This is a genomic window from Clostridium zeae (assembly GCF_017312485.1).
GTDB lineage: Bacteria > Bacillota > Clostridia > Clostridiales > Clostridiaceae > Clostridium_AR > Clostridium_AR zeae.
Window position 1 is genome coordinate 1 of sequence record NZ_BMBA01000008.1, and the last position, 21,661, is coordinate 21,661.

Below are 21,661 nucleotides of genomic sequence, written 5' to 3' on the forward strand. Positions count from 1 at the left end.
AAAAAAAAAAAAAAAAAAAAAATCGCAAAAGCGATTTTTTTAAATCTCAAACCTTTATAGTACTTTTCTAAAGTCGTTTAATACCTCTTCTACCAAGTTTTCATCTATTTGTTTAAAATATTCTATATACTTTGAATCATTAAATCTCTCAAATAAATCTCTAGCCATTTCCATCCATACCTCGGGCACATATATCCAGGCTATTTCTTCCACCTTGCAACTTAACAAAAAATGTTCCATTCCCCAAAACAAATAATTTTCTATGTTATGAAGCTCATTAAATTTAATAAAATGCTTCACAACATCTTTTGAAAGTTCATAATTATAAATATCTACATAGAAAAAATCAAAAGTTTCTTTGTCCGCTTCAAATGCATCACAATTTATTAATTTAACTCTCTCATTAGAACCAAAATTAGCTTCATAAAGACTAATTACATCCCTATCCTTTTCATAAACTACTATGTCAGTTACTTCTTTCTTTTGTAATATTTCTTGAACAAAGTACCCCATTCCTAGTCCAACGATTCCAACTTTTCCTTTTACTTTTTTAATTGCCTCGAAAGAGCCTTGAATTTCCTTAGGAGAAAGTTCCATGTACTTTCTTTCACCGTTAGTGAGCTCTAGTATCTGCAAGTTATCGTTATTATATGAAAGTCTATCTTCTAAAAAAAGATAACCTTCTAATCTATTTAAAAAATTCTCATTTATAATCAGATTATTAAATTTAGCATTTTTTAATTTGTCGTTATATATCTTTAGTTTATCAATATAAAATTCCTCTTCAAACGGAATCATGCTGTCCCCTCAATTCTATATTTTATATTTATATTGTATCATTTTTTCCAACATATTCAAACATTATAATAAAGTAAAACACTTGCATTTAGTAATTAATAGGTATATACTGAAAACAAGTTTTAAATACTATTTATTATCAAGTAGGTGATTTTTATGGAAAAAATAACAATAAGCACACCAGCTTATGAGGAATTCAAAGGGTTCTTAGATGAAAATGAGATTGATAACTACAACATCAGAATAAACCTTGCAGGTTACGGTTGTAGTGGTCCAGTATTTAATATTTCTGTTGATGAATCACATGAAAATGATGTAGTTGAAAAAGTAAATGACATTACTTTCCTCGTAGAGCCTAATTTAGTTGATGAATTTGGTGGTTTTATCATTTTATCAACAGAAGAAAATGATGGCAGAGGCTTATCACTAAGACCTATAATTGAACCTGAAGGTGGCTGTGGTACTTGTGGTGGTTGCCACTAGTAATTATCTTTACCTTAGGTAATCATTTTGAATAATTATCCTCAAAAAGGAAGAGACATAAATATCTCTTCCTTTTATTTTTATATTATTCATTAATTATTATACTTAGTCATAGAAATTTTACAATAATATTATTGTTGAAATTAAGTTCTAAGCCTTAAACTCAAAGCTTGAATAGTTATTACTTATATTAAATATCTTATTTAATATATCAATCCATAAATTTTTAACTTCAATCTTATCCTTCATCCCGTCATAAGTTCCATCATTAGAGTTTTTCTTTATAGTCGTCTGGAAATAAGAATCTAATTCCTTTGAAAAATCATTCATTTTTTTAAAGTTTAGCAAATCATTGTTTTTAAGTTCTATCTTGTCCCCATTAGAGTTAGCATTACTTTCTATAAATTTGTTTACATAGAGCTTTATTTTATTAATCGCATCGTTTGTAACATCGCAGTTAATATTTAAATCATTTTTGAACGTAAATCTCTTAGATTGCTTATAATACGAGTAGTCATCCATCAACTTCCAGACCCCTTGATACACTTGATCATACTGGGAAGATAACTTAACTAAATCAGTTTTTAATATACACTTGCTCTGGATTGAATTAGCCAATATTTGATTAATAGTCTCATTTCCATGTATTATTGTCTCTAGTTCATCAGAAGTTTTCTTTCCAATCCTCTCTCTATAATTTCCGTTATCAACGCTTAAGAAAACATTTACAATTAAACTTATGAGTAAAATCGCCACAATAAAAATAACATACTGAGAATTTTTAAGTTTTCCCATATAATCTCCCCCCGAGCTACAAGGCTTAAGACAAACTCAAACATGTGTAAATTCATAATCTTCGTATAAATTCTTATAAATTACATTTTACCATAGGATGTATCATTCATCTATATTGGATATTACGAAGATTATGAATTTTTTATTAATTTAACTTTTTTAACGTTACATAATGTAACGCCTTATGCATCTTTAGATGTTCCACTTCAGAATATGAATTTGGAGTCTAATCGATAGATCTTCTACCTAGCCCAGTCGTGTATAACATCCCTCATAGCTTGAAGCCCATAATCATATCCATATTTTATTGTTTCTTCTCTAGTAAGTCTTTTCACTATTCCATAAGACTTCTTCAAAATAAGTTCTTCTTTCCCAGTAAGTACCCATAGAATATCTTTATTTATTGGCTTTACAGTAAGCTCTTGTTCACCTAACCCATCAGTAAAATATATTAAAATATGATTCCTCATATTCTCTTTCTTCATATATTCAAATACCGGTGAAAATTTAGTTGCTCCACTTTTACTTATTCTCTTTTTTATATCCTTTGGAGAAGTTAATTCATATACTCTTCTTATTTCGTTGTCGCATTCAATAACCGTGATCTCTGCACTTCTACTTTTTGATATAGCCAAAATCTCAATCATTATATTATTCACTTCTTTATCACTCATAGATGCACTTATATCAATAGCCACTAAAATCTTAGGCATTACACTTGGAAGTTTTCCTCTTAAGTCTAATCTTTCTGGTTGCCTTCTATCTTTACGGGTAATTGTTTTTTTATATCCACATCTTACAGAAGGTATTAACTTTTTTAAGTAATCACTCCATTGAATTTCTGGTTTTTCATCAAGAGCTAATATATACTTTTCAATATTTTTAGGAGCCTTTCCCTTATAGGCATTTAATGCAGTTTTCTTCTTTATTTCTTTTAATATATCTTCAGATATACTAGCATTTTCCCAAGTATCATGAGCACTTTCTACATCAATACTTGTAACTACATTCTCTTTAGTTTTTACTATCGCCTTCTTCCCCTTTTTGGTTATTACTTTTTGTATCTCCTCAGCATACTGCTCCATTGTCATATTTTCCTTAAGTTCAAGCTCATATTCTAAATTCACAGTATATAGCCTGTCACACCAAGTAGGAAGATGTTCAATATATTGGTTTACAGCTATATCCATAGCCTTGCTTATAGCTATATTAGAATATTTATCTCTTAAAGCTCGTTGTCTTTCATAATGTCCTAACATTATATGATAAATTTCATGCTTAAAAAGTGCCTGCAACTCCTTAAGTTCGCATTGAAGGAATAAGATAGGGTTAAAATACATATTAAAGCCTGAAACACGCGGCTCAGTAGCAATAGGCCAAGTTATATCTAGCTTAATTCCTCTCTTTACTTGTATAAGAAATTGGCCAAAAAAGTTATCTTCTTTTTCTAACATGCTTATTATCACTTGTTCTATTAGCTCATTGAAACCTCTTTTAAAGCTTTCATTAACATCCTTTTCACTTTCCCAAGTGGTTGCTTCCTTAAGTAATTCTCTTCTTTTTATATCAAAATTCATATATTATCACCTCCTTGTTAATTCATTATAAATACCTACACAAGCTAATCTTAAAAGTTTAATTTTAAAGTACCTTCTGATTAAAAGATAAATTAATCACAACATAATACTTAATAATATAGCGCGCATTATGCAAATATATCAAAGAATGCATCTAAGAAGTCTTCAGTATCCAGAATTTCTTGATATAACCCACTGGAAGAATAGTCACTTTTTATCTCCTTCATTATTCCAAGCCTCAAATCCTTAGGATAAACCTTTAATAGTTCTGAGAAAACAGCTATTTTATTACTTCTTTTTCCCTCTAAACTCTCCAAGAATTCTAAACAGTTCTTAGCAATTATATAAAGTCTAGAATGGCTTTCATTTTTAGTTCTTTCTTTTAATTCAAAAGATAAAATATCATCTTCAAATATATTTGCTGCAGTTATAAGCGGTGTCTTTAAATTTTTTACGAAATTTATAAAATCTCCTGAAATACTAGTTCCTACATTTCCCTTAACCACATTGTAAAATATATCAAAGGATATGCTATCTTTATGCTTTAAATAAACCCTATAAGATTTAGATATTCTTTCCCAACTTCTTGGAGTTGCTTTAATACTGTCCTTAGAATCTGGTGTGTGAAGGTATTCTGGAAAAGTAGATATGAATTGAATTATATCCCCATGTATATTCCCTTTGCTCATCGCCCACTTTATCCACGACTTAACATCCGAATCCATGTTGATCCAAACAAATCTATCCTCTTGCGCTGAATCCATGTCAACAACTTGATAATCACTTTCCTCAAACCCATCATACTTGTTTGAAGGATTCATAGCAGCTACCACATGTACTCTATAAGATAATTTATATCCATTAATCTCTCTATTAAGTATAAGATTCATAAGCTCCTGCTGTACTGCATGCTCACACCTATTAAGCTCATCTATAAAAAGCAAAACTGAATTGGTACTTCCATCTTCTAAAGCCTCATCAACTTCCACAAGCTTAGAATGTGTAGCATAAATAGTAGTTTTCCTCTTAACTTTTTTGCCACCTACTACATAATCTCTATCTTCAACTGTTGGTAATCCCCCAATTTCTCCTTCCTTAAGAAGATTAGCATCTATATTTACCAGGTAATATTTATTTTCTTCGCATAACTCCTTAATTAAAGAAGTTTTACCTATTCCACTTTCACCTATAATAAGAGGCACATCACCTGCCTCCAAAACTAACTCAACTGTTTTTAATGCTTCACCAAAATTCATACTGTCACCTTCTCTACATCGATAGCTTATAATCAACTAAGATTTTTTTAGCATTTTTACTTCCATATTCACTTATAAACTTTACTTTATTCATATCCAGTATCTCAAGCTCTAAATAATTTCTTACATAGTCATCACTGATATCTTCTCTAGCAAACTCCTCCATCAGCACTTCTACAACCATGTCCACCTCTATGCTGTCATGTATATACTTAACTACATTTATATTGTCTCTTATAAAAAGTTTTATATCTTCATAATCAAAATTCGATATATAATTGATTGCTTCTTCACTAGTCTTAACAGCAGCTCTTTTAGCATTCAAGGTTGGTTTGTCTATAAATCTTACAGCGCCCCAATAACTTTCAATAGCCTTAAGTTGTACCTCTTCTGATGGATCTTTTAAATATTTTATTGCATCATAATCTTTAGCTACAGCCATAAGTTGAAGCTCTACGCTTGGATGCTCAACAAATTGTATGGCCCACCCCTTAGCTCTTACAGCTTCTGTTATTACCCTTTCAGTTTTCTTCTTTATAACCTTTAGCGAATTCCAAAGACTCTTAACTGCAACAACTGCTACATCTTCTTCAACATCTTCAATGTATTCAATCGCTAATGGATTGTTTTTAACTGCTTCATATTGAACCTCATGTTCTGGGTTCTTTATATACTGAATTGCAAATCCATTCTTCTTCACTGCCGCCAACTTTAATTCCATGCTTGGATTTTCTATATTTCTTATTGAAATAGGATTGTCTAATATACTCCTAAGTTCATTATCTGTCATATTTAAGCACTTCCTCTCTTAGACTCACTTAAGGATACACAATTTATGTCTACATATAAATACGTTGCTGTAAAACTCATTAATTTATTGAATCAGCGACACCTTAACTTTGACCCAAGAATTAAAGCTTTACTAACAAATATTTTATCAATATCCCCTTAAGCGTGATTTTATTAGTAAATTTTAAAAATCTTATATTTTTTTAATTTTGCACATTTATGATTTTCACATTTTAAAATATTGTGATTTTATATCTATATAAACAAAAGATGCTTTAAAGTTACATTTATATGATTGCAAATTTTTATTTAAAACGTCGAACTGCTAGTGTTTAAACTTCAACTACTAAAATATGCTTGCCCGTTAATCACGACAAATATTAATTATCAAGCAACTTTTCTAGTATTGTATCTTACAATATTACTATATATTAGATAATAACAAGTATCAATTATTTGTCTAAATTTATTAATTCTATATATTATTTTCTAAACTTTAATAATTGGTTAGACCTTTATTCCAATTCATATACTACAGCCTTAAATCTACTTACAATAAAAACGATACGGTTTAGGAAGCTTTAATTGATAAAACTTCTGGTTACTTGTATAACCTTGTTGTAAACTATTTGTTAGTAGTATAATTATATTTTACTATAAATCTCAAATCATTGGGTTTAAGACTTATATTTTATGCAAAAAGAGCCGCGCACTATTTGTGCGACAGCTCCACTTTTATTTATATCTGACTTTTCGGATTGTTATCATCCAATTGCTCTAAAAAGCAAGAATATAACTACTAGCATTCCAAATCCGTCTATATATTTCTCGAGCGGTTTTCTATTTTCATATGGCTTCTCATTATAAATAATTAAGAGCCTCTTAAAAAAATTGATTGCTAACCCAATAAATATTACACATGAAACCATCATAAAAACAGCGCTTTGGCTTACCACTAACTCACGAAATATAATATATGACATCTCCAAACAGCTTATGGCGTAAATTAGTCTTTCAATAGAAAAATATGCTTTACCCTGATTTTCTATTTCATGCCCTAATGTTTTGTCATCTTCACTCATGAATACACCTCATTTACTAAAAATATATGGACCCACTATTCCCATCTCTATCACATATATCAATTATTTTGGCTACTATATATCCAGGGGACCAAGATATTATATTTCCTATAATATCACTCACTGCATCTGCAAACCACTTTCTTGTCACACTTTTTGTTACCGCATTTGCAGCTCTTCCTCTTAAATTATACACAATCCTATCTAATGCATCATATAACGTATTAGAAATTGATCTTGCAATACTATCTTTTACTGATTTAAAAGCTTTAAATCCTCTTACTATATACGTTAACTTTGCTGAATTATATAGTCCAACAAAATATGGTACTAAAAAGTATAACGCTCCATCCAATATTACTGAAGCCCAAAATACACTAATTCTAAACATTCCAGTTGGATCGCAGCTATTTACTGGATTGTTCTCACAATATGTGAATAGATTTGTCTTAATTAATTCACCTTGCGCTAATTGTAAAATGCTATATTCGTCTGCATTAACAAATCTTCCCCATTCAGCATTGTATCTACTCTGTAAATAATATAATCCAGTTTCAGTATCATACCTATAACCTCTATACCTATAAGGGTTCTTCACTCCTAACGTAGAAGCTAATGTTCCACCTATAGTAACTAACTTTCCCCAAGAATCATAAGTATAGTTAACAACCTGAGTTCCAGATTTATCAAACAATCCTATAATGTCTCCCTGAACATTTTTTATATAATAATACTCAATACCATTTAGGTTCATTGAAACTAAGGAGTTTGAATCATCATAAGTATAGTAAATAGTATCCGTACCATTAGATTCATAAGTCACTCTATCATCAACTAAATGATATTTAGTAACTACTCCATTTACATTTTTCTCTGTCCTTATACCTTCATCATTATACTTATAGCTTATATTATAGCTATTTCCATTCATTGACTTGAGCTGTCTTCCCTCTTCCCAGGTAAAGGTCCATCCATTGTAAGTTAGTGGATTTCCTATAGTATCATAGGTAATTGCCTTGCCATCATAGCTTGTAAGCTTGTCATTCCAATTTGCATCACCATAAGCATATGCATAAGTTTTCGTTGCAGCAGAAACAGTACCTGTTGTATAGGGATATTCAACCTTACTTAATATATTTCCACCTGTATCGTATGAATAAACAATAGTCTTATTTAATACTTGGTTATCTTCTCTCTTAAGCTCATCTAGCTCATTATAATAATATTTTATTAGTTTACCCCCATCATTTATAGTATCAATATTTCCATTCTTGTCGTAAGTATAGCTTATCTTACTACTATTATTTGTTATTGAACTTATTAAATTAAAGGAAGATCCATTTATTCCAGTAGCATAACCTAGTGAGGTATTATAGGTTGCTGTTCCTGTTGAAATTGCGTTGTTAGTTATCCTACCTACTGAATCATACGTATAACTAACTGTATTAGATGAGTTTCTAGTGTATCCTATACTCTTTATTCTATTATCTTTATCATACTGATAAGCAGTATCAAAGGTTTTTCCACCTATAACCTCAGTTATACCCTTATTATTGCTATTGCCATCATAAATAAAGCTTGTGGCATTTCCGACAGAGTCAATAGTTTTAAGTAATCTATTACCTAAGTCATATTGATACTTATAATTAACTCCGTTAACTATATCAACCTTTGCTACTCGATTGCCAAAGCCATCATAATCATAAGTAAATCTGTCACTACCATTATATTGTTTCTTCACAATTCTGTCGCTATTGTCATATATTTGTGATATTATTTGTCCATTTCCATAGGTTACTTTATCTAACCTACCTGTCTTATTATCATAACTGTTAGTTATTAAGTTTTGATTTCCTACTTGTATAGTTGTATTATTACCTAAAGAGTCGTACCCAAAGCTATAACTAAACCCATTATGAGTAATGGTGGCTAACTTATCATTCTGATATGAATAACTATTGTTTACCGTCTGGCCCTCTACTGATTTGCTGACATTAGTAATCCTATCCATGCCATCATAGTCACCACCAATAAGGTCCCTATGGTTCTTATTTTCTTCATTACCTTATCCTCCCAAAATAATAATACTCTTACAAAAGCCTCCTTAACTAACTGTTTATTTAATAATCAATCCTCCCTTATTCTCATACTTTAACTTAGCTACTAAATACTTTAATAAATGCTAGAAATCGTATACATAGCAAGCATAACATTCGCTACTTTATGCAATTTTCCTCCATAAATTCCGTTTTATTTAATATTATTACAAAATATTACATGTTGTATTATTTTTATAACAAATGGTATTTTTTAACTCAAACATTCGTTTGCCTTGATGACATTATCAAATCATAAATATTACCTATAATTAGGATAATAAAAGTTTTATTTCCTAAAAAATAACCATACTCACATAAAAGTGAGTATGGTTATGAAGATTCGGTTTACTTATCAAAAGCCTTATAGCTTAACTTTCTAAAGATATAGATAAAAAATATGCTCCCTGCAGGAATTCGCATTATCATATGATTATATGCAACTTAAAGCAAAGTTTCAAGCTTGATTAAAATATTACAATTTTTCAGTTTGCTCTCTATATCATTCTCAATGCTTTTTGAGATTTTATTTGCTTCCTTTAATGTTAGATTCTCATCTAATACCAGGTGTATATCAACATATCTTTGACTTCCAGCTTTTCTTGTTCTTAGCTCATGCCACTCAGTATAAGAATCCTTGTAATTATCCATAATACTTTTTATCACTAATAAATCCTCTTCAGACAAACTGGAATCTAAAATCGGATTAAAAGCATCTCTTAATAACTCAAAAGCTTCCTTGCATATAAATAATGCCACTAAAATCGCTACTATTGGATCAAGAAAATTTAATCCTGTTATCCAAATTATTAAAAGTCCTCCACCTACCCCTAGGGATGTATACACATCTGTTTTTAGATGCAGCGCATCTGCCTTTAAGGCTATTGAATCATATTTTTGAGAAGCTTTATATAACCTACCAGATACATAATAGTTTATAGCTGCTGATATGAACATAACTATAAAACCAGCTCCAACAGATTCAACTGCTACTCCAGATAATATCTTTTTAGCTGCTTCCCATATGATCCAAAATGCAGCAACAAATATTAATAAAGCCTCGATTACTCCCGAAACATTTTCCATCTTTCCATGTCCGTATGGATGATCTTCATCTGCCGGTTTTCCTGAAATTTTTACCGAAATAAACGCTATAATAGCTGCCACTAAATCTACTGATGAGTGTATCGCCTCTGACATTATACTTACAGAACCTGTAAAAATACCAAATACTATTTTTAATATTATAATTACAGAATTTGATACTATAGATAGCTTGGCAACATTATTTTTTTCACTCATTATAAACATCCTCCGAAACATGAATTATACTGATTTGCATAGTTATTTTAAAATGATTCTCATTTATTTTCACTTGAAAATCAATTGATATAAGTATTTTAATTAATTATCTATATTAAATCAAGTTAAGTTTTAGAACTTTGGTCCATATTTATAAAAGTATTTATAATTTTTCTTTCGATTTAGTATAAACATTGTTTTTCATTGAAAAAATACTTAAGATGAATCTTTGATTTATAATCACGCTTTTTATATTAAGTTTATTATGTACTTTGTTTAAATTAATAATATTAAATAGCGTATTATATTAAAATCTACATAGCTAAAGATGTAGCACTTCAATCCGAAAACTATTTTCAAAGCTTCGCTGGGTCTTGAGATGAGAATTTGAAAATATAAATTTTATTATGAAGTGATACATCCATATAACATATTCAGCTCTAGGAAAAATGGTTCATTAATAACATATTACGAGGAGGATAATAATAATGAATAATTTAGTTGTTTTTGCACATCCAAATCAACAAAGTTTTTGTAAAGGAATAGTAGATACAGTAGTTAAAGCTTCTGAAGAAGCAGGTGCAAATGTAAGAGTTAGAGATTTATATCAAATGCAATTTTGCCCACTACTTAAGCCTGATGATTTCGTGGCGTTTAAAAGTGGCGGTACCCCAGCCGATATAAAAGAAGAACAAGAGCAAATCAAATGGGCAGATGTAATAACTTTCGTTTTCCCTGTATGGTGGGCATCTATGCCAGCCATTTTAAAAGGCTATATAGATAGAGTATTTTCATATGGCTTTGCTTATGAATATGTAAACGGGGCTCCAAATGGATTATTAAAAGGCAAAAAAGTAGTTATATTCAGTACTACTGGTACACCAAATGAAATGTATGCAGCAAGTGGAATGCACAAATCTATGGAACAGACTATAGATCAAGGCATATTCAATTTTAGCGGCATAAACGATGTAGATCATACCTTCTTTGGTGCAGTTCCTTATGTTACTGATGAAATTCGTAAAGATTATCTCGGTGATGTAAGTAGAATCATCACACAAAACATTAGCCATACTGTGAGAGTTCCAATAAAAAGCTAATATAATGAAAATATTTAAAATCAGTTTCTAACATATTTGTATTTTTATAAAGTTAACAAAACAAAAACCTCTGTAATGTCGTACAGAGGTTTTTTGTGTGCAGTATATTAATTTTTTGCATAAGCTCATTAAGACTGAACAACTCTAAACCTAAAAATATAAGTTTAATTATAGAGTTGTTCATCTAAGCAGCATCCGATGGAAGAGCACTTGATTTCAACACAGTGCTTTACCATTTTATATTTCCTTGTATTTCTCTATATCTCTTTGAACCAGATGAAGTAGATTATTAAGCTCCCATACTTCTCCATCTTCAATTAACTTATTAAGAGAGACTTGATATCTTGAAGCCTCTGCAAGCTTTCCAATAGACATGAGGCTTAATATATTGTTCATTATAGTAGAAATAAGATCTGATTTAACCTCAAAAAGCTTTTGTGCGTCCTTTATTTCGTCTTTTATCTCTAACATCTCTTCATCTAGTCTAAAAGCTGCATCAGCTGCTTTTTTAAGCTTTTGCTTTATCTCACTAGGAATCTGTTGTTTATATTTATAATTTAAAGAGTGTTCTATGGTAGCCCAAAAGTTCATAGCTAAAGTTCTTATTTGAAACTCTGCTAGTATTTCCTTTTGTCCCTCCGCCATATTTACTGGATACTTGATTATCATATGATAACTTCTATAGCCACTACCCTTTACATTGGCAACATAGTCCTTCTCATATAATATCTGCATATCTTTTCTTTCTCTTATAATTTCAACAACTCTTTGTATATCATCAACAAACTGACACATTATACGAACACCAGCTATGTCTTCCATCTCATATTGAAGTCTTTGAGATGGAATGTTGAATTTATTTGCTTTCTCTAAAATACTAGAAACTTCTTTTACTCTTCCAGTAATAAATTCAATAGGTGAATATTCATTCTTCCTTCTATACTCTTTTCTTATACTTTTTAGCTTAACTTTCAATTCCTCAACTGCCTGTTCATAAGGAGTAAGGAATTCCTTCCAGTTCTTTATTGCCATAATCTCACCTTTTCATAATCACTTTAAATCCAAGCTCTAAATACAAAAATGAATAAACTTTATTGCAACTTATATAATTATATCAAAATATAATTTGCGTGTAAAAATTTTTATAAATATTACGATAATTAATTATAATTCCAAGTAGAAATGTATTAAAATATGGAGTAAAATTAAAGTTAAGAGTAAAATTTAATTAAACTTATGATTAAAAATTATATTTTGTCACCTAAAAATTTAGTTAATAATTTATGGCCCACAAATGCCAATTTTAAATTATTTTACATAATATGTCAACTAATATTTAAAGGTGTACTTATTAAGAGGTGTGATTATGGATAAAATTTTTTCAGGATTAGAAAACTTGGGGTTTGACAATCTACAAAATGTAGATTTATATAACAAGGAAGAAAAAGCAAAGGCAGCTGCTGCACAAGCTGCAAAAAAGGAAATAGATTTATCAACATTTTTATATGATAAGGAATGCCAATGCCCTGTATGTGAAAGTAAATTTAAAGCTCGTTCACCAAAGACAAACGGACCTAGATTACAAAGCAAAGACTCAGATTTCTTCATGAGATATTCAATTATAAACCCATATTTTTATGATGTTTATGTGTGTCCAACTTGTGGTTATAGTGCAATGAAGGCTGATTTTAACAAAATAAAATCTTATCAAATTGAACCTATTGTAAAAGGTGTATCTAGTAAATGGAATCGTAAAACTTATCCTGCAATTTATGATGAGAAGATAGCTATTGAAAGGTATAAATTAGCTTTAATAAACAGTGTGGTGATGGACGGAAAAAGTAGTACAAAAGCAATGATATGCCTTAAAATTGCTTGGATGTATAGACTAGTTGAAGATAATACCAATGAAACTGCATTCTTAGAAAAAGCTTTAGAAGGCTTTGACAACGCTTACCAAAATGAGGACTTCCCTATATATGGTATGGATAGATTCAGTTTGATGTACCTTCTTGGTGAATTATCCAGAAGAATAGGAAGAACGGAAGCAGCGCTTCAATGGTTTAGCAAAGTAATTAGCAGCATTCAGGCACCGCAAAAAATTAAAGATATGACTAGAGATATGCGAGAATTAATTAAAGATCAACAATTGTAATATTAGTGGCTTTTTTGTTATTTTTTATAGAAAAGCAGAGAATTTTTTGCACTTTGTGCTATAATTAAATTATATAAGTTGAAATAAATAAACATTTTTTCTTATTTAATAATTTTTATTAACAAATTTATCAAAAGAAACTTATATGTTTAATATTATATACGCAAATCAGGGGAGGATAATGATGGGATTATTTTCAAAAAAGAAAGAGTCTATAAGAGAAATAGCCGCTACTCAACCAGAAGAAGTAGCAGTAAAAGAAGTAGCGCAAACTGATTATCATAATTTCGTGGACAAGCTAGTTATACTTTCTAACGAAGCTGATAATGTTAAGAGTAACATTGGAGATGTAACTAACTCTATATCAAGTCTTACAACATCAAGCGAATCAATCAATGAAGAACTACACACAGCAGATGGAATGCTTAGAGGTTTTAATGAATCTATGGAATCTTTAGCAATGAACATTAATAACGTACATATTTCTGTTCTTGACACTGATGAATTAGCTGATAAAGGTATAGTTACAATAAACTCATTAGATTCATCACTTAAAGAACTTCAACAAGCCTTCCAAGTTTCATATTCAACTGTAAATGAGCTTGTTTCAAAGCTAGAATCAGTTAATATGATAACTGACTCAATAAGCCAAATAGCAAGTCAAACAAACCTACTTGCTTTAAATGCAGCTATTGAAGCAGCTAGAGCTGGAGAAGCTGGTAAAGGATTCTCAGTAGTAGCTGGTGAAGTTAGAAAGCTTGCAGAAAACTCAAAACAAGCTGTTCAAAGTATAACAAAAATATTAGATGAAATAAAAGTAGAAATACTTAACGCTTCTTCCGCTATGAATGGTGGAAATACAGCAATAGTAGCTCAACATGATACTATCGTTGAAACAAAAGATACTTTCACTAATATTAAAAATTCTATAGATGGTGCTACTTCAGAAATAAATGATTGTTTAGTTAACCTTGTTGCAACTGCTGAACAAAAGGATAACTTAATTAATTTTATTGGAAATGTAACTACTCTATCAAAAGAAAATTCAGCTTTGGTAGATGAAATAGCAGTAACTTTAAATGAACAAGTTGGATCTCTTTCAGAATTTACTGACTCAGTTAAGGAAATAGAGAACGATCTTAATAAATAGGTAAATTAAAAACCACTTCAATATTAAAACTGAAGTGGTTTTTATCTTTAATGCTATATCTATGGATGTATCACTTCATAATAAAATTTATATTTTCAAATTGAAGTTATACATCTTTATTATTTACACAAAAAGATTTACATTTGAATCCTCTGCTTCACCTAAATAATAACCTACGCCACCAAAATTAATATTATCTAGAAGCTCTTCTTTTTTTATTCCCATTACATCCATAGACATAGTACATGCTACTATATTAACTCCATTATCAATAGCAGCTTGTATTAAATCCTCTAGAGACTGTATATTTTTATTTTTCATAACCGCTCTAATCATCTTAGCACCAAGTCCACCCATATTCATCTTAGAAAGTGTAAGCTTTTTGCTACCTCTAGGCATCATCATTCCAAATGCTTTTTCAACAATATTCTTTTTAGTGTCTATTTTATCATGTTTTCTAAGTATATTAAGTCCCCAGAAGGTAAAGAACATGGTAACCTTTCTTCCCATAGCAGCCGCTCCATTTGCAATTATAAAGGATGCTATGGCTTTATCCAAGTCACCTGAGAAAACTACAATAGTCTTTCCATCATTGTCCGTTTTTATCTGACCTATATCACTTGTAACTGCAGTCTCGTAACTTAATACATTGCTCTTTTTTATATATGCATTAATTATTCCTGCAGATTTCTTTATATCTATTAGTTCATTATTAGTTCTCTTAGCCCAAGCTTTGATATCCTCATAAAAACCTGGGTCGGAAGCTTTAACGCAAAGAACATCTCCATTTTCTAAACTATCCATAGCAGTTTTCACTTTCATCAATGGTCCAGGACAACTAAGGCCACAAGCATCCAATTCAATAAATTTACTATTTTCCATACTGTTATAACCTTTCTCTACAGTTTCAGAACCATAATCTTTTATATCATCCTTACTATTTAAATCATTTGCCAAGGTAGGCTCATTAATCTTATAATTTCCTTGTATAAAACTCTTATATCCACCAGTAAGATTTTTAACTTTAAAACCACTTTGTGATAGCATTCTCGAAGCAACATAACCTCTTAAACCTACAGCACAATATACTACTATTTCCTTTCCTTTATCAAGCTCGTTCATTCTTTTTCTCAACGAATTAACTGGTATGTTTATTGCTCCTTCCATAGTCCCATTCTCTACTTCTATTTCATCTCTAACATCTAATAATATGGTATTATCTTTATCTAAATCCTTCAAATCATCTAATGAATATAAATCTGCCAAACCTCTTAAATCATTTTGGGCAATAAATCCTATCATATTTGCAGGCGATTTAGCTGAAAGGAATGGCGGTGCATATGCAAGTTCTAGTTCAGTCAAATCATCAACTTTAGCCCCAAATCTTATTGCTATAGCTATTACATCAATAAACTTATCAACACCATCATAACCTAATGCTTGAGCCCCTAATATCTTACCATCTAAATCATATAATAACTTAATTGAAAGTTCCGTAGCTCCTGGATAGTAGCTTGCGTGAGACATAGGATGAGCATATGCTTTTTTATAATTTTTACCTAATCTCTTTAAGGTTCTCTCATTATTTCCTGTAGCAGCTGCTACAAGCGAAAACACCTTTAATATAGAAGTTCCAATAGTGCCCTTATATTCCGAACTAATTCCACAGATATTATCTGCTGCTATCCTTCCCTGTCTGTTTGCTGGTCCAGCAAGTGGAACAAAAACTTCATTACCACTTACAAAATCTTTTACCGCTACAGCATCCCCAACAGCTAAAACTCCATCTGCAGAAGTTCTCATGTGAGCATCTACTAAAATGTGACCTCTCTCACCTAGCCTTATTCCTGATTCCTTTAGAAAACCTGTATCTGGAGTTACACCTATAGCTAGAATTACCATATCTGTTTCTAATTTTGTTCCATCATTTAATTCAACTACTACTCCTGATTCACTATCAATAAAGCTTTTAACACCATTATTAAGAATCAACGAAACCCCACTAAATGCAAGTTCCTTTTCTGCAATTGCTACCATTTCTGAATCAAATGGAGCTAAGATATGAGGGGCTGCTTCTACCAAAGTAACTTGCAAGTTTCTTTCAACTAGATTTTCAGCCATTTCAATCCCAATAAATCCACCGCCTATAACAACAGCCTTACGTGATTTTTTTGAATCAACTACAGACTTTATTCTATCTGTATCCGCTATATTTCTTAAGGAATAAATATTATCATTATCTATGCCTTTTATATTTGGTCTTATAGGTTTTGCACCTGGTGAAAGAACAAGAAAATCATATTCTTCCTCATACTCTCCATATTTTTTAGATACTACCTTTACACTTTTTCTTTCTGTATCAACAGATACCACTTCACTATTTATTTTTACATCTATATTAAATCTTCTCTTCATAGCTTCTGGAGTTTGAACTAATAACTTTTCTCTCTCTTTAATAGTTTCTCCGATATAGTATGGTAGTCCGCAATTTGCAAAGGATATATGCTCCCCCTTCTCGAACATAATAATTTCAGCTTTTTCATCTAATCGCCTAATCCTTGCAGCTGCAGATGCTCCACCTGCCACTCCACCAACTATTATAATTTTTTTACTCATACAACTATACCTCCAATAATTTTTGTTAAAACCAACTCAAATTGTTAAATTAAAGCCTCTTACTATTTTGATAATCTATCTATCTCCGTTATAGCCTTTACTATCTTGCTTACTTTGTCATTACTAACCTTATAAGTTATTTCCAGCCCATTCTTATCTCCTTCTATAATCCCAAAGGCTCTTAATTTTTGAAGGTGCTGAGAGACCGTTGATTGAGGCAATTTTAAACATTCCTGCATGTGAGAAACATTACAACCTCCACTCTCTAATAAGCCTTTTATTATACAAAGTCTCACAGGATGTGCAATTATCTTAAGCATCTCTGCTAATTCTTCTAATTCTTTATAATTCATTTCCATTTGGTCCACCTCACCATTTAATTATTTTCAATTCATCTAATATTAGTATATTCATATATTACGATATAGTGATATAATAGTCAATAAATAATTTGTTAATATGGCATTTTTGATACAGCAAAAAAGCACTTCAGTTTTATTACCGAAGTGCTTTTCATTATTTACCCTTATTTCAAAATATAATTAAAATTAAGTGATTATACAGGAGATGCTATATGAGCGAGCTATTAGAATTAAATGATTTTTTCAGATGGAATGGCGTAAAAACTGTACTGTTCGAACGTAGTGAGTTTACAGTTTTAGTCATGGAATATGACAAAATCATATTAATTCTTTGCGTAAGCTCATTAAAGCATTGGATGTATAATCACTTAATTTCAACATGATATTTAACAAATACGTATTTAATCCAAAATCTTTACTGGATCAAAGTTAATATAGTCACATGAAGTCATTATATACTGAACCTCTTCATGCATACCATTTATGACTCTTGATAACGCTGGGCCATGCAAATGGCCATATATGACCTTTTCCACATTATATTCTTTAAATATTTCTGTGAAAGCCGATCCGTCAAACTTTTCATTAGTAGGTGGATAATGTATCATACAAATGAACTTTTCATATCCAGCCCTTTTCGCAGCATCTAAGGACAGCTTTAATCTTATTTGTTCTCTAGAATAAATCTTTTCATCACGACTTGTAAACTTATCACTACCTGGGCAAATCCATCCTCGTGTCCCACATATCGCATAATCTTCGTATGTAAAAAAGTTATTTTGTATAAAATGCATACCTTCATACATAGAATTTAACTTAGATATACTGCTCCACCAATAGTCATGATTTCCTTTTATTATTATTTTTCTTCCTGGTAGGTTATTAATCCAATCAAGGTCATCCTTACTTTCATCAGCAGTCATCGACCATGATATATCACCGCCAATTAATACTGTATCTTCTGCGGTTATTTTACTTATCCAATTTTCTTTTATCTTTTCATCATGCCTATACCAGTTCTGTCCAAATATATCCATAGGCTTATCAACATTTAAAGCAAGATGAAGATCAGAAATAGCATATAGCGCCATATTAAATTCACCTTTCGTCTATTAGTTTATCTATATCAGTTACATAGGCTATCACATGGGCTACAGCTTCGTAAAGATCATAGGGAATATTATCGCCTACATCTACATTTGATAACATCTCAGCCAATTCTTTATTATAAACTACAGGTATTTTATTTTCTTCTGCATTTTCAATTATCTTATCAGCTATAATTCCAATACCTACTGCAGTTACAATAGGTGCTTCAAAATTTTGTTCGTATTTAAGTGCAGCAGCTTTTCTCCTTTGGTTCACATCATCACACCCTTTGCCTATTCCATTAATTGATATGTAACCTTATAGAATAATTTCTTAAAGAGTAAAAAATTGCTGAAGCGACTTTCTTCAGTAATTTTTTTGCGCATCTGCCTTTCCGAATGCATATGAGGAAAACTTGGCAGGCGACATATTCTTTTTATTTATTCTTTAGCATACATTATGTTTTAAGTCTGTTACGCATTTTTATCCGCATATCTCATCAAATTATAATTTCTTAAAGAATAAACGATTTCTACTCTTAATTATAACAGATTAGTCGGTAAATCGTATATATTAAACAGTTACATTTATGGCAGATATATTCTTATCATCAAAAAAATCTCTACAATTTACTAGATTAACATCTTCTAACTTTTTGGATATAACAACATTTGAAATAAAGCCCATATTCTCTAAGGAATTTTGAAGTTTACTTTTCCCTAGATCTAAAGCTTTAACAAATCTTCCATCACATTTTAGATCAATGCTAAGCATCTTATTTTTTAAATTCAAATATCCATCTACTGTTCCTAGATTAAAAGTTTTTACGGTAACTACCATCTTAACATTAGTAGAATCAATTTTTTTGCCTTCTTTTCTATCATCTTTTATTATAAGCTTACAAGGATAGTCCTTTTCTTTTAGCTGAATAGGAAGGTCCAAACAATAATACTGATTATTTAAATTATTAAACACTTTAAAGTCATTCATATTATTTTTTAAAAGTTCCATTACCTTTTCACCAAGTTTGTCTGAAAATACTCCATCTAATTGATTCTTAATTGTATCATTTAATTTTTCAATAACCTTCATTTTAGTTGGCTCATCTAAATTAGCCATCTTCACTTCTAAAATCTTATCCATTGCATGCTTGTCTAATAAAGTTTTTACTATATCCAGTTTTGAATTTTCAATTTCCTTTGGAGATAACTGCTCAGTTAATTTATCAACAGAAGATTTAGTTGGTTGAACAAAAGCTTTATCTTTAGGCAGATTTTCTTTATATTCGATAGTTTCTCCATTAGGAACAGTTTCATTCTTATTTATAGTATTTGCTTTACCATCAGCTACTAATCCATCACTATTAATCTGCTCTTGAACAACTTTATTTATCATATCATCAATTGAACTATTTAAATCAGTATTTATAGTACTATTTACTAAATCCAAATGAGTCATTACACTTTTTATGAGATCTTTAACTTGTTCATTTCTGCTTGAAAATTGATTTTTTATAATTTCGTTGTTAGGCAAATTTGTGTTCACTTTTGTATCTTTTCCATTTGCTAATGCTTCTGCACTATTAGATTTTAGAGAGATACTCTTTGCATTGCTAGTTTTATCTACTTCAACTTTATTAGCTTGTACATCATTTCCGCCTATGTCTTTACCGCCAAAATCACTATCAGATACAGCCTCATTTACAAATTTTATTACATCTTGTAACCTACTAAATTCCTTATTTGATAGACTTATTCTTCTATCCAGAATTTTAAATATGCTATCTTCAATATTTTCTTTATTAATTTTAGCCATTTCATTCCCATTTGATGAAACTTCTTTTCTAATAACTGCTATCAATTCCTTATCAGAAAGAGAGTTTAATTTACCTTCTAGCGCATCATACTCCCCTGTAATCATAAATTGATTTTTATTATTTGATAATACATCTCTTAAGCTGTCTCTTAATATATCATTATCATTAGCAGTCATTGACCTAAGAAGTTGTAGCATACTAATCTTGCTATTTCCTGAGGAATAGGTGTCATTTACCAGCTTTCCTTTTACATTATTGGAAGCGACCTCATTATTAGTGTTGCTAGCTTTACTATTATCAATAGATTTTTCTTGAGATACTTCTACTTTATTATTTGATCGTTCTTGAGGGATTTCATTGGAATCGTACGTATTGACATCTGATTTTATCTCAACCTCATTCATCTTATCGTCAATCAAATTTAAATTTTCAAAAACAACACCAAAATTCTTTGATAACTTTTTAAAACTTTCTATATTTTCTGATGTGAGATCTATTCCACTCTCCATCATCATCATTAACTCATCTTTATTCAAAGAATTAAAGCTCACAAAAAAATCTTTAAGAAGTTTTTGAATCTTTTGTCCTTGCTCACTGTCTTTGGCAATTCCCTTTATAGAAAGATATCTATCTATAAAAGCATCAGCTTCCTTAGGATTATCTTGAAGCTTGTCTCTAAAATTTATAAGACTTTTAAGCCTTACTACGCTATCTTTAGTTAAATTCATATTGAATTTAATCATAAGCTTTATTATATCCTTATCATCTGAAGAAAGACCCTCTGCTTTAATAAAGTCGTCAACAGGATCTTTGGTGCTGCTTCCATCTTTAGTATTGTCATTTACAATCTTAAGTTTTAACTTTCCGTCTACAAAACCATCTACTTGAAACTTAACTAATCCATCTTTCATTTGTTCTAGAGGGGCATCTACATCAGCAGCAAATTGCCAACCATCTATAAGCTTAATCATTACTTCATTTTTATCATCTAAAGATTTGACTACTCTACCAGAAAACTTTTCACCTACTTCAAAAGTTAGCTTTGAAGACATCTTTTTATTTCCAGTATTATATACATTATTTACATTCCAAATTGCTGGCATAGGCTACTCCCCTCTACAAAACTATTTATAATATATTATCGAAAAACAAATCACTTTTCTTTAATAATTATTTCTCCTAAAAGTCATTGTAC

19 protein-coding genes are annotated in these 21,661 nt (G+C 30.4%); 5 read left to right on the forward strand and 14 right to left on the reverse strand.

The features are described 5' to 3' along the window. Positions 1 to 54 precede the first annotated feature (54 nt). Positions 55 to 798, reverse strand: coding sequence for a hypothetical protein (locus J3477_RS22080; RefSeq protein ID WP_206872409.1), 744 nt, complete (start codon positions 796 to 798; stop codon positions 55 to 57). Between the two features lie 156 nt (positions 799 to 954). On the opposite strand from J3477_RS22080, the gene J3477_RS22085 reads away from it, so the two are divergent. Further along, entirely contained in the window at positions 955 to 1,281 is a 327-nt protein-coding gene (locus J3477_RS22085; protein WP_183275871.1) for a HesB-like protein, read from the forward strand. 150 nt (positions 1,282 to 1,431) lie between these two features. Here J3477_RS22085 and J3477_RS22090 read toward each other — a convergent pair whose 3' ends face one another. The 7 genes from J3477_RS22090 to J3477_RS22120 all read right to left on the reverse strand — a co-directional run bounded on the left by J3477_RS22090 (position 1,432) and on the right by J3477_RS22120 (position 10,178). Beyond that, positions 1,432 to 2,076 carry a hypothetical protein gene (locus tag J3477_RS22090; RefSeq protein WP_206872411.1) on the reverse strand — a complete coding sequence of 215 codons (645 nt, stop codon included), beginning with the start codon at positions 2,074 to 2,076 and terminating at the stop codon, positions 1,432 to 1,434. A 242-nt stretch (positions 2,077 to 2,318) separates the two neighbouring features. Further along, positions 2,319 to 3,653, reverse strand: a complete 1,335-nt coding sequence (locus tag J3477_RS22095; RefSeq protein WP_206872412.1) for a vWA domain-containing protein — start codon at positions 3,651 to 3,653, stop codon at positions 2,319 to 2,321. Positions 3,654 to 3,781: 128 nt separating this feature from the next. Continuing rightward, positions 3,782 to 4,909 carry an AAA family ATPase gene (locus J3477_RS22100; protein ID WP_206872414.1) on the reverse strand — a complete coding sequence of 376 codons (1,128 nt, stop codon included), beginning with the start codon at positions 4,907 to 4,909 and terminating at the stop codon, positions 3,782 to 3,784. Positions 4,910 to 4,922: 13 nt separating this feature from the next. Continuing rightward, complete coding sequence (locus J3477_RS22105) at positions 4,923 to 5,699, reverse strand: hypothetical protein (protein WP_206872415.1); 777 nt, start codon at positions 5,697 to 5,699, stop codon at positions 4,923 to 4,925. Between the two features lie 763 nt (positions 5,700 to 6,462). Then, positions 6,463 to 6,780: a hypothetical protein gene (locus J3477_RS22110; protein WP_206872416.1), complete on the reverse strand. Its 318-nt coding sequence runs from the start codon at positions 6,778 to 6,780 to the stop codon at positions 6,463 to 6,465. Positions 6,781 to 6,796: 16 nt separating this feature from the next. Next, positions 6,797 to 8,791 (reverse strand): RHS repeat-associated core domain-containing protein, encoded by a 1,995-nt coding sequence (locus J3477_RS22115; RefSeq protein ID WP_206872417.1) that lies wholly within the window; start codon positions 8,789 to 8,791, stop codon positions 6,797 to 6,799. Between the two features lie 529 nt (positions 8,792 to 9,320). Then, positions 9,321 to 10,178, reverse strand: coding sequence for a cation diffusion facilitator family transporter (locus J3477_RS22120; RefSeq protein ID WP_206872418.1), 858 nt, complete (start codon positions 10,176 to 10,178; stop codon positions 9,321 to 9,323). A gap of 488 nt (positions 10,179 to 10,666) precedes the next feature. Between J3477_RS22120 and J3477_RS22125 the strand changes: the two genes are divergently transcribed. Continuing rightward, positions 10,667 to 11,278: an NAD(P)H-dependent oxidoreductase gene (locus J3477_RS22125; protein WP_206872419.1), complete on the forward strand. Its 612-nt coding sequence runs from the start codon at positions 10,667 to 10,669 to the stop codon at positions 11,276 to 11,278. Between the two features lie 237 nt (positions 11,279 to 11,515). Here the strand turns inward: J3477_RS22125 and yjbM are convergent, their stop codons facing one another. Beyond that, positions 11,516 to 12,310: a GTP diphosphokinase gene (gene yjbM / locus J3477_RS22130; RefSeq protein ID WP_206872420.1), complete on the reverse strand. Its 795-nt coding sequence runs from the start codon at positions 12,308 to 12,310 to the stop codon at positions 11,516 to 11,518. 334 nt (positions 12,311 to 12,644) lie between these two features. Between yjbM and J3477_RS22135 the strand changes: the two genes are divergently transcribed. Both J3477_RS22135 and J3477_RS22140 read left to right on the forward strand, forming a co-directional pair. Further along, positions 12,645 to 13,433: a DUF2225 domain-containing protein gene (locus J3477_RS22135; RefSeq protein ID WP_206872421.1), complete on the forward strand. Its 789-nt coding sequence runs from the start codon at positions 12,645 to 12,647 to the stop codon at positions 13,431 to 13,433. A gap of 184 nt (positions 13,434 to 13,617) precedes the next feature. Continuing rightward, positions 13,618 to 14,583, forward strand: a complete 966-nt coding sequence (locus J3477_RS22140) for a methyl-accepting chemotaxis protein (protein WP_206872422.1) — start codon at positions 13,618 to 13,620, stop codon at positions 14,581 to 14,583. A gap of 123 nt (positions 14,584 to 14,706) precedes the next feature. On the opposite strand, the gene J3477_RS22145 is transcribed toward J3477_RS22140, so the two are convergent. Together J3477_RS22145 and J3477_RS22150 are read right to left on the reverse strand one after the other, a co-directional pair. Continuing rightward, entirely contained in the window at positions 14,707 to 17,199 is a 2,493-nt protein-coding gene (locus J3477_RS22145; protein WP_206872423.1) for a DsrE/DsrF/DrsH-like family protein, read from the reverse strand. Positions 17,200 to 17,261: 62 nt separating this feature from the next. Continuing rightward, positions 17,262 to 17,558, reverse strand: coding sequence for an ArsR/SmtB family transcription factor (locus J3477_RS22150; protein ID WP_206872424.1), 297 nt, complete (start codon positions 17,556 to 17,558; stop codon positions 17,262 to 17,264). A 215-nt stretch (positions 17,559 to 17,773) separates the two neighbouring features. Here J3477_RS22150 and J3477_RS22155 point away from each other — a divergent pair, with 215 nt between their 5' ends. Then, positions 17,774 to 17,944: a hypothetical protein gene (locus tag J3477_RS22155; protein ID WP_206872425.1), complete on the forward strand. Its 171-nt coding sequence runs from the start codon at positions 17,774 to 17,776 to the stop codon at positions 17,942 to 17,944. An 18-nt stretch (positions 17,945 to 17,962) separates the two neighbouring features. Here the strand turns inward: J3477_RS22155 and J3477_RS22160 are convergent, their stop codons facing one another. The 3 genes from J3477_RS22160 to J3477_RS22170 all read right to left on the reverse strand — a co-directional run bounded on the left by J3477_RS22160 (position 17,963) and on the right by J3477_RS22170 (position 21,569). Next, on the reverse strand, positions 17,963 to 18,652 hold the full coding sequence (locus J3477_RS22160) for a metallophosphoesterase (protein WP_206872426.1): 690 nt from the start codon (positions 18,650 to 18,652) through the stop codon (positions 17,963 to 17,965). Between the two features lie 7 nt (positions 18,653 to 18,659). Continuing rightward, a complete protein-coding gene (locus J3477_RS22165; protein WP_206872427.1) occupies positions 18,660 to 18,926 on the reverse strand; it encodes an EscU/YscU/HrcU family type III secretion system export apparatus switch protein in 267 nt (88 codons plus the stop codon). A gap of 297 nt (positions 18,927 to 19,223) precedes the next feature. After that, on the reverse strand, positions 19,224 to 21,569 hold the full coding sequence (locus J3477_RS22170) for a hypothetical protein (protein WP_206872428.1): 2,346 nt from the start codon (positions 21,567 to 21,569) through the stop codon (positions 19,224 to 19,226). Positions 21,570 to 21,661: the final 92 nt, after the last annotated feature.

Excerpts from the sequence above, each read along its gene's own strand:
- J3477_RS22145 (WP_206872423.1), bottom strand. The coding sequence starts at position 17,199 with ATGAGTAAAAAAATTATAATAGTTGGTGGAGTGGCAGGTGGAGCATCT.
- J3477_RS22085 (WP_183275871.1), top strand. The coding sequence starts at position 955 with ATGGAAAAAATAACAATAAGCACACCAGCTTATGAGGAATTCAAAGGG.
- J3477_RS22150 (WP_206872424.1), bottom strand. The coding sequence starts at position 17,558 with ATGGAAATGAATTATAAAGAATTAGAAGAATTAGCAGAGATGCTTAAG.
- J3477_RS22105 (WP_206872415.1), bottom strand. The coding sequence starts at position 5,699 with ATGACAGATAATGAACTTAGGAGTATATTAGACAATCCTATTTCAATA.
- J3477_RS22100 (WP_206872414.1), bottom strand. The coding sequence starts at position 4,909 with ATGAATTTTGGTGAAGCATTAAAAACAGTTGAGTTAGTTTTGGAGGCA.
- yjbM (WP_206872420.1), bottom strand. The coding sequence starts at position 12,310 with ATGGCAATAAAGAACTGGAAGGAATTCCTTACTCCTTATGAACAGGCA.
- J3477_RS22140 (WP_206872422.1), top strand. The coding sequence starts at position 13,618 with ATGGGATTATTTTCAAAAAAGAAAGAGTCTATAAGAGAAATAGCCGCT.
- J3477_RS22110 (WP_206872416.1), bottom strand. The coding sequence starts at position 6,780 with ATGAGTGAAGATGACAAAACATTAGGGCATGAAATAGAAAATCAGGGT.
- J3477_RS22115 (WP_206872417.1), bottom strand. The coding sequence starts at position 8,791 with ATGGATAGGATTACTAATGTCAGCAAATCAGTAGAGGGCCAGACGGTA.
- J3477_RS22170 (WP_206872428.1), bottom strand. The coding sequence starts at position 21,569 with ATGCCAGCAATTTGGAATGTAAATAATGTATATAATACTGGAAATAAA.
- J3477_RS22120 (WP_206872418.1), bottom strand. The coding sequence starts at position 10,178 with ATGAGTGAAAAAAATAATGTTGCCAAGCTATCTATAGTATCAAATTCT.
- J3477_RS22090 (WP_206872411.1), bottom strand. The coding sequence starts at position 2,076 with ATGGGAAAACTTAAAAATTCTCAGTATGTTATTTTTATTGTGGCGATT.
- J3477_RS22155 (WP_206872425.1), top strand. The coding sequence starts at position 17,774 with ATGAGCGAGCTATTAGAATTAAATGATTTTTTCAGATGGAATGGCGTA.
- J3477_RS22080 (WP_206872409.1), bottom strand. The coding sequence starts at position 798 with ATGATTCCGTTTGAAGAGGAATTTTATATTGATAAACTAAAGATATAT.
- J3477_RS22160 (WP_206872426.1), bottom strand. The coding sequence starts at position 18,652 with ATGGCGCTATATGCTATTTCTGATCTTCATCTTGCTTTAAATGTTGAT.
- J3477_RS22125 (WP_206872419.1), top strand. The coding sequence starts at position 10,667 with ATGAATAATTTAGTTGTTTTTGCACATCCAAATCAACAAAGTTTTTGT.
- J3477_RS22135 (WP_206872421.1), top strand. The coding sequence starts at position 12,645 with ATGGATAAAATTTTTTCAGGATTAGAAAACTTGGGGTTTGACAATCTA.
- J3477_RS22095 (WP_206872412.1), bottom strand. The coding sequence starts at position 3,653 with ATGAATTTTGATATAAAAAGAAGAGAATTACTTAAGGAAGCAACCACT.